This is a genomic window from Actinomyces sp. MRS3W, assembly GCF_032465695.1.
Taxonomy (GTDB): Bacteria; Actinomycetota; Actinomycetes; order Actinomycetales; family Actinomycetaceae; genus Actinomyces.
Genome location: NZ_JAWDJJ010000154.1, coordinates 1 through 1,528, shown reverse-complemented (window position 1 = coordinate 1,528; position 1,528 = coordinate 1). Strand labels below are relative to the sequence as shown.

Here is a 1,528-nt window from a genome sequence, read left to right as displayed (position 1 = left end):
CCCCGCTGCTCTGGAAGGACGGCCCGCCAGCCACGGGTGTTCCGTCGTTCTCGTCATTTGTGCCGGTCTCGGCACGTTACAAGTGCCGGTTTCGGTGCGTTATAAGTGCCGGTTTCGGTGAGGGGGTGGGGCGGCGTCGGCCCAGGCGCGGATGTCGGCCCAGGTGTCCAAATCGCGGGCGGCGCGGGCGAGCTGCCCGCCCCGGTCGGTCAGATCGACATGCACCAGATCCATCCCGCCCAGGATGCGCCGCACCGCCACGTCTCGCAGCCCCACGCCCTGTGGCGACACCGCCTCGCGCAGCGCCGTCGTCCGGTAAACGCCCAGCAAGTACTGGACGTGATCGCCAGCGACGGCGCACGCGCCAGCGGCCGCCGTCCCGGCCTGCGCGGCCCGCACCAGCACGGGTAGAGCGCGCCAGGAATCCGGGGCGTCGCAGGTGACGACGGCGGTGAGTGACGCATTCCCGGCGGTATCTCGCCCCCTTGCCGCCTGTCCGCCGCGTGTGTGCTCGGCCAGTCGCGTCAACCCGGCGGCAATCCCCGCCACCGGCCCGCCCAACGGCGGATCCTCCAGGGCCCGCAGCACCCCGGCGGGGAGCTCCACTCGCTGCGGAGCCACCACGACCACCTCTCCCGGCGGCAACTGAGCGCGCACACGCTCAATGCCGCTCAGCACATGGTCAAGCAGACGCGTGCCCCGGACCACCACATCCGGCTTCGACACCCCATTGAGTCGCCGCCCGGTGCCGCCGGCGAGCACGACGACGTCGAGGCAGCGAGCGTCCATCACGCGCCCGTCCGCTCGGCGCGGTTCGGGTCGGCCCCGCCCGGGGCGCGATCACCCGGTGCCGTGCTGGCCGGACCGCCATCATCCGGCCGCACCCACTGGCCCGACCGGCCTCCGGACTTGGATGTCACCTTCGCTTCGCGCAGGGCCACCGTCCGATCCACGCCCTTGACCATATCCACCAGTGCCAGGCCCGCCACCGTGGCCGCGGTCAGGGCCTCCATTTCGACGCCGGTGCGGTCGGCCGTACGCACCAGCGCATGGATGCGCACGCCAGTGTCCTCCACCGTGAGGTCGACGCTGCACGCGTGCACACCGATGACGTGTGCGAGCGGCAACAGCTCCGGCACCTTCTTGGCGGCGGCGATCCCGGCTACGCGTGCCACCGCGAGCGCATCCCCCTTGGGGACTGTGCCGTCGCGCAGCGTCGCAATGATTGTGGGGGGGCAGTCCACGAAGGCGGTGGCGGTGGCGGTGCGCACCGTGGGCTGTTTGGCCGACACATCCACCATGCGGGCGGATCCGGCGTCGTCGAGATGCGTGAGGCGAGCCGGTTCGCGCGGCGGCTGTGCGCTAACGGGCGCCGGAGAAGGAGCGGGGACCGGGTGAGCCGGCGGCAGCGGCCCGGCCGGGGACGTCAGGGCGAGCAGCTCCACCCGGTCGCCCGGCGCGACGGCGTCAACGTCGGCCGGAACCACCGCGAGCGCCTGCGCTGCCGGCAGCGAAGCCACCAGGTGAG

At 72.6% G+C, this 1,528-nt stretch carries 1 protein-coding gene and 1 pseudogene; both read right to left on the bottom strand.

Annotation, left to right across the window (positions count from 1 at the left end; translation table 11 throughout):
- Nucleotides 1-99 precede the first annotated feature (99 nt).
- Complete coding sequence (locus RWX45_RS05475) at nucleotides 100-789, bottom strand: molybdenum cofactor guanylyltransferase (protein WP_316022756.1); 690 nt, start codon at nucleotides 787-789, stop codon at nucleotides 100-102.
- An 80-nt stretch (nucleotides 790-869) separates the two neighbouring features.
- Nucleotides 870-1,301: pseudogene (gene moaC / locus RWX45_RS05470) on the bottom strand (cyclic pyranopterin monophosphate synthase MoaC); the annotation flags it as partial.
- Nucleotides 1,302-1,528 lie beyond the last annotated feature (227 nt).

What these genes read in the sequence shown, in the direction of transcription:
- RWX45_RS05475 (WP_316022756.1), bottom strand. Translation starts at nt 789, where the DNA reads ATGGACGCTCGCTGCCTCGACGTCGTCGTGCTCGCCGGCGGCACCGGG.